Origin of the sequence: Burkholderia sp. HMSC10F09, assembly GCF_001806955.1 — a bacterium.
In the GTDB taxonomy this organism is placed as follows: Bacteria; Pseudomonadota; Gammaproteobacteria; order Burkholderiales; family Burkholderiaceae; genus Burkholderia; species Burkholderia multivorans.
Map to the genome: position 1 here is coordinate 1 of NZ_KV786792.1, position 4,916 is coordinate 4,916.

At 68.2% G+C, this 4,916-nt stretch carries 6 protein-coding genes; 2 read left to right on the forward strand and 4 right to left on the reverse strand.

Annotation, left to right across the window (positions count from 1 at the left end; translation table 11 throughout):
* Positions 1-54: 54 nt before the first annotated feature.
* Together HMPREF3115_RS18985 and HMPREF3115_RS18990 are read right to left on the reverse strand one after the other, a co-directional pair.
* Positions 55-606 (reverse strand): hypothetical protein, encoded by a 552-nt coding sequence (locus tag HMPREF3115_RS18985; RefSeq protein WP_035489105.1) that lies wholly within the window; start codon positions 604-606, stop codon positions 55-57.
* A gap of 249 nt (positions 607-855) precedes the next feature.
* Positions 856-1,677: an IclR family transcriptional regulator gene (locus HMPREF3115_RS18990; protein WP_070555616.1), complete on the reverse strand. Its 822-nt coding sequence runs from the start codon at positions 1,675-1,677 to the stop codon at positions 856-858.
* Positions 1,678-2,341: 664 nt separating this feature from the next.
* Here HMPREF3115_RS18990 and HMPREF3115_RS18995 point away from each other — a divergent pair.
* Positions 2,342-3,190: an ureidoglycolate lyase gene (locus tag HMPREF3115_RS18995; protein WP_006407903.1), complete on the forward strand. Its 849-nt coding sequence runs from the start codon at positions 2,342-2,344 to the stop codon at positions 3,188-3,190.
* A gap of 133 nt (positions 3,191-3,323) precedes the next feature.
* On the opposite strand, the gene HMPREF3115_RS19000 is transcribed toward HMPREF3115_RS18995, so the two are convergent.
* Positions 3,324-3,707, reverse strand: a complete 384-nt coding sequence (locus HMPREF3115_RS19000; protein ID WP_006407904.1) for a VOC family protein — start codon at positions 3,705-3,707, stop codon at positions 3,324-3,326.
* Between the two features lie 99 nt (positions 3,708-3,806).
* Here HMPREF3115_RS19000 and HMPREF3115_RS19005 point away from each other — a divergent pair, with 99 nt between their 5' ends.
* Complete coding sequence (locus HMPREF3115_RS19005; protein WP_053298129.1) at positions 3,807-4,445, forward strand: CGNR zinc finger domain-containing protein; 639 nt, start codon at positions 3,807-3,809, stop codon at positions 4,443-4,445.
* Between the two features lie 68 nt (positions 4,446-4,513).
* Here the strand turns inward: HMPREF3115_RS19005 and HMPREF3115_RS19010 are convergent.
* On the reverse strand, positions 4,514-4,916 hold a 403-nt coding region (locus HMPREF3115_RS19010), incomplete at its 5' end, for a helix-turn-helix domain-containing protein (protein WP_305367012.1).

Consider the following 4,916-nt stretch of genomic DNA (forward strand, 5'->3'; position numbering starts at 1 on the left):
CGCGCATCGCCCGCCGCGCGCATCGCCCGCGCCGCACGGGCCCCCGCGCGTCCCTTAGGCCGCGAGCTTCGCTGCCGCGTCGTTTACCTGAGCACGCGAAATCGCGAGCTCCTCGAGGTGCGTGTCGGCATAGACGGCGCCCGTTTCGCGTTCAAGTCGCGCGATCGTCAGCGCGCAGCGCGCGGTGTCCTTCGGCATCGCGATGAAACGCTTGACCGACTCGCCGGACGTGAACGCGTCGAACAGCGCGCTGCGCACGTCGTCCGGCAGCGTCTTCGTCCACTGATACGGCTTGCCGTTGAACGTGATCGACGGCGGCAGCACGCGCTCTTTCTTCGTCGCCGTGATCAACCCGTACGTGCGTGCCGCGTCGCCGATCTGCTCGGGCGAGAAGAGTTCGTCGGGCGTGATGTCGAACTGCTCGATGTAGCTTTCGATCGCCTGCATCGCGGCGGCGCGGTCGTCGCGCTTTTTCTGCGCGCGCGCGACGATGTCGCGGAGCTCGTCCGCCTCTTCGGGGGTGATCGTGAAGCTTGCCTGCTTCTGCTGAAGTTCGGAGAAACGCTGGAATTCTTGATCGTTCAGAAGTTTGGCCATGACATCCATCGGACACGGCGGCCGCGACCGCAGCCGCCGTAGTTTTTGAGAGGGCCGCTATTCTAGCGTAGCGCGCACACGCCCAGCGGCACGCGCGAGCGTGCCGCGATGTCCGTGCAACGCGCGCAGCGAACCGGCCGACATCGCGCACGGTACGCACGGTACGCACGGTACGCACGGCACATGCCGGCCGCGCTTGCCGAGCCGCTTGCTGCGTCGCCGGACCCACGACGGCCGCACGTCGCCCGCCAGACCTCGTCAGCAAGTCTCCGTGCGATACATCGACAGATTGCGCGCCGTATCGCGCAGCCGTTCGACCACCTCGTCGATCGGCGGCGCCGCATGCGCGTCGATCCGGCGCATGTACGGACAGGTCAGCACGGCGATTGCCTGTCCGGACGGGCCGAGCAGCGGCGCGCTCAGATCGGTCACGCCGTATGCCTGCCGGCTGTCCTGTTGCAGGAAACCGGCCTGCCGGGTCGACTCGCACGCACTCGCGAGCTCCGGTTCGTTCAGCGGCGCTTCGCCCTGCACCTTCCGGTGCTCGGCCAGCATGTGCGCGCGCTGCTCGGCGCTCTGGAACGCGAGCATCACGCTGCCCGATGCGGTGTCGGCCAGCCCGACGCGCGAGCCGAGCCGCACCGACACGCCCCACGAGCCCGGCCCGTCGACCTGTGCGATGACGAGCAGGCTGCCGCGGTCGTACACGGACAGATGACACGATTGCTCGGCCGCATCGGCGAAGCGCTGCATCGGCGGCAGCGCCTCCGCGATCAGCCGGTTCATCGGCGGATGACGATGCGCGAGCGCGAACAGCTTCAGGCTCAGCGTGTAGCGGTCGCCGCCCGGCGAGCGCATCACGTAGCGCCGCGCGACGAGGCGTTCGAGCATCCGGTAGATCTCGCTCGCGTTGCGGCCGAGCTCCTTCGTGATCTCGGTCCGCGTGAGGCCTTCCTTTTGTTCGGACAAAAGCTCGAGAATATCGAGCCCCTTGTCGAGCGCGGGCGCGCGATAGCGGTCGAGTGCCCGCAACGATTCCCGTGCGTCGCTACCGGGAACCAGGTCGTCGTTCGTTTGCATTGTGGTGGACATGTCGTTCGAAAGTTGCCGACGATCGGCGGCGACGTACGCGGCAACGCGACCCGCAGGCGCCGACGAACGCGATGAAACAATTCGCGCAAGTCTGACAATAAACCCGCAGTGTGCAATGCAGCGTCTTTTTACCGATCGTTACCTGCCAAGAACGGGTCAGATGGCGTTCTCGATGACACGATTGCAGCGAATAGCCGATATTTGTCGCCCGACACGGCGCGCGCGCCACCTTGGCAGCATGTCCGCGGCGCCGTCGCACCGTGCAACGCGCCCGATGCTGCGCCGCACCGCCCGCGACTTCGCCAATAGTCGGTATCCGTCGTGCGTCATTTCATGCTGCGCGGCCGATGGTACAAAGAGTCGCGGGCCAACGACGGTGCGGGCCGCGCGCGACGCCGGCCGATGTGGAGGCGCGTCGCGACGCGCCTGCCGCGCCGTCGTCGCCGATGCGCAGACCGGTGGCCGCCCGTCCGATGCGCGCCGCTCCGTGCGGCGCCGCGATCGCTGCGCCCGCGCGAGCCTCGCGCGTCGGCGGGCAGGTCGGCCATCGTGCCGCGCATGCCATCGACGATCGACGATCAATCCGGCGAGCCGCTGCGCGCTGCGGTGGCGGCCGGTATCCTGACACATTCGACTACAGAGGTTGAGCACGATGAAACTGCTTCGCTATGGCCCGCCCGGCCAGGAAAAGCCCGGCATTCTCGACGCGGACGGCCGCATCCGCGATCTGTCCGCACATGTGCCGGATCTCGCGGGCGACGTCCTGTCCGACGCGGGTCTCGCGCGACTGCGCGCGCTGGATCCCGCCACGCTGCCGCTGGTATCGGGCGAGCCGCGCATCGGCGCGTGCGTCGGCCGCGTCGGCAAGTTCATCGGCATTGGTCTGAACTATGCGGATCACGCGGCGGAAGCGGGGATGCCGGTGCCGAAGGAGCCGGTCGTGTTCGGCAAGTGGACGAGCTCTATCTGCGGCCCGAACGACGGAATCGACATTCCGAAGGGCTCGGTGAAGACGGACTGGGAAGTGGAGCTCGGCGTCGTGATGGGCGCCCAGTGCAAGGATGTCGACGAAGCGCGCGCGCTCGACTACGTCGCGGGTTATTGCGTGGTCAACGACGTGTCGGAACGCGAATGGCAGATCGAGCGCGGCGGCCAGTGGGACAAGGGGAAGGGCTTCGATACGTTCGGCCCGATCGGCCCCTGGCTCGTCACGCGCGACGAGGTGCCGGACCCGCAGTCGCTCGACCTGTGGCTCGAAGTGGACGGCCACCGCTATCAGAACGGCAACACACGCACGATGGTGTTCACCGTCGCGCAGTTGATCGCGTATCTGTCGAGTTGCATGACGCTGCAGCCCGGCGATGTCATCACGACCGGCACGCCGCCCGGCGTGGGGATGGGCATCAAGCCGGCGCCCGTCTATCTGAAGGCCGGCCAGATGGTCCGGCTCGGCATCGAAGGGCTCGGCGAGCAATTGCAGCTCACGCGCGCCGCGCGCTGAGCGGCACCGGCGGCAGACGGCGCGGCTCGATCGGGCTGCGCGCGAAGAGCCTAGAGCACACAGCCCGATACCGGTATCGGGCTGTCGTCGTTTACTGGCGCCGGCAGGCGTTCATCGCGCCGCCGGAAGGTCATCACACGATGTTGTCGAGCTCGCAATGCGCTTCGATCCGGTAACCGTCCGGATCGACGACGAATGCCGCGTAATAGCCGGGCCCGTACTGCTCGCGCTTGCCGGGGCCGCCGTTGTCCTGGCCGCCGTGCGCGAGCGCGGCGCGATAGAACGCGTCGACCTCGACCGGCGACGCTGCCTTGAACGAAATGTGCAGGCCCGATTCCGGGTCCGCGACGACCGGGCGCGCCGTACGCGTGAGCCAGAGCGACGGCTCGTCGGCGCCGTATCCGAGCGAGTCGGCGGCGGTGTGCAGCCGCTTGTAGCCGAGCGCGCCGAGCGTGTTGTCGTAGAACGTGCGGCTGCGCTCGATCTGCGCAACGCCGAAGGAAAGGTGATCGATCATCTGGGGCTCCTTGGACTGAAGGGGGACGTCAGTGCAGCAAACCGTTTTTAACCACCATGCCGGTTATGCTAGGAACCGTTTCGACGCTTGTCAACCGGCATGGCGGTTAGTACGATCGCCGACATGAATGCCCGACGCGCCCCTACCGGGCCGGACTGCCTGATTCCGGCACCGGCCGACACTCTGAGCATCGATTTCGCGAACACGTTGTATTGGCGCGGCACCGAGCCGCCGACCGAAACCTTGCGGACGATTGACGACCTGTTCGCGTGGTGTCGCGATCAGGCCGGCGTGCCTGCTTGTGTCGCCGACGCGTGCCGCGCAGGGATCGACGACGGGCCGGCCTGGCTTGCGCATGCGCTCGCGTTGCGCGAGGCGTTGTATCGGTTGTTCCTTGCGCAGGCGGAGCAGCGCGAGCCGCAGGCCGAAGATCTGAAACAGGTAGGTGCGTTTCTCGCGGAAGCGTCGCCGCGCGTCGCGCTGGCGCGCGTGGACGGCCGTTATGCGTGGCGGATCGAGCCGCCGGGCGCGACGCTTGGCGCGCTGCTGAGCCCCGTGCTGTGGTCGGCGACCGACTTGCTCGGCGGCGTACGGCTTGCGAAGGTGAAGCGGTGCGCGAACGACGCGTGCCAATGGCTGTTCGTCGACGACAGCAAGAACGGCAGCCGCCGCTGGTGCTCGATGTCGTCGTGCGGCAATCGCGCAAAGGCGTACCGTCACTATCACAAGGCGGACTGACGGCCGCCGTGCCGGCGCGCCGGCGCGTCGTAGCGCCGCGGCATCCCGCAACGTCGTGCGACTCGCCGCTATTTCGCCGATAACTTCCGCCAAAGCGTCGTCTTGCTGATGCCGAGCATCGCGCACGCACGATCGCGGTCGCCGCCGCAGGCGTCGAGCACCGCACGGATCTCGTCCGCTTCCGCGCGGCGGCGGCGCGCCTGCAGCGTCTGTGCGTCCTCGGCGTCGCCGCCGTCGGGCGGCGCGGCGAACAGCTCGGGCGCGATCGTCTGCAGCGCGTCGGGCGCGAGCGCCGCGCAGGGCGCGGCCGCATCGCCTTCGTCGGCCGCTTCGGCGAGCTCCACCGCGATCCGCTCGATCACGTTCTGCAATTCGCGCACGTTGCCGGGCCACCGGTAGCGCGTGAGCGTCGGCTGCACCGCGCCGAGCACGCGCGCCGCATCGTCGGCGTCGCGCAGCCGCTCCGCGAGC

Coding starts and splice junctions, on each gene's coding strand:
- HMPREF3115_RS18985 (WP_035489105.1), bottom strand. CDS start 606: ATGGATGTCATGGCCAAACTTCTGAACGATCAAGAATTCCAGCGTTTC.
- HMPREF3115_RS18990 (WP_070555616.1), bottom strand. CDS start 1,677: ATGCAAACGAACGACGACCTGGTTCCCGGTAGCGACGCACGGGAATCG.
- HMPREF3115_RS18995 (WP_006407903.1), top strand. CDS start 2,342: ATGAAACTGCTTCGCTATGGCCCGCCCGGCCAGGAAAAGCCCGGCATT.
- HMPREF3115_RS19000 (WP_006407904.1), bottom strand. CDS start 3,707: ATGATCGATCACCTTTCCTTCGGCGTTGCGCAGATCGAGCGCAGCCGC.
- HMPREF3115_RS19005 (WP_053298129.1), top strand. CDS start 3,807: ATGGCGGTTAGTACGATCGCCGACATGAATGCCCGACGCGCCCCTACC.